1 protein-coding gene is annotated in these 487 nt (G+C 74.1%); it reads left to right on the top strand.

What is annotated here, in order from left to right:
- A partial coding sequence (locus ABTU92_RS30435) for an efflux RND transporter permease subunit (RefSeq protein ID WP_408095258.1) occupies window positions 1–487 on the top strand: 487 nt, incomplete at both ends.

Raw genomic sequence — 487 nt, 5'->3', positions numbered from 1 at the left:
GGCGCGCTCGCCGCGGCCCGCGTGCGCGTGAGCCGGCTCGACTTCGGCCCGCCGGTCGGCTTCCCGGTGCAGTTCCGGGTGATCGGCACCGACCCGAACGCCGTGCGGGCGATCGCCTATCAGGTCCGCGACATCATGCGGCGGAGCCCCGACGCGCTCGATCCGCAGCTCGACTGGAACGAGCAGATGCCGTCGGTGCGCCTGGTGCTCGACCAGGACCGCGCCCGGGCGCTCGGCCTCGACCCCCAGAGCGTGGCGCAGACGCTGCAGACCCTGGTCTCCGGGATCACCGTGACGACGGTGCGGGACCGCACCGAGAAGGTCGCCGTGGTGGCTCGCGCCATCGCGCCGCAGCGCGGCGACCTCGGCGGCATCGGGGACCTCACCGTGATGTCGCGGAACGGCGTGTCGGTGCCGCTCTCCCAGGTCGCCCGCATCGAGCAGGGGCACGAGGAGGCGATCCTGTGGCGGCGCAGCCGCGACATGG

This window comes from Rhodoplanes sp. SY1 (genome assembly GCF_046000175.1).
In the GTDB taxonomy this organism is placed as follows: Bacteria; Pseudomonadota; Alphaproteobacteria; order Rhizobiales; family Xanthobacteraceae; genus Rhodoplanes.
The sequence above is the reverse complement of the archived record's forward strand: the minus strand, read 5'-3'. Positions and strand labels throughout refer to the sequence as shown.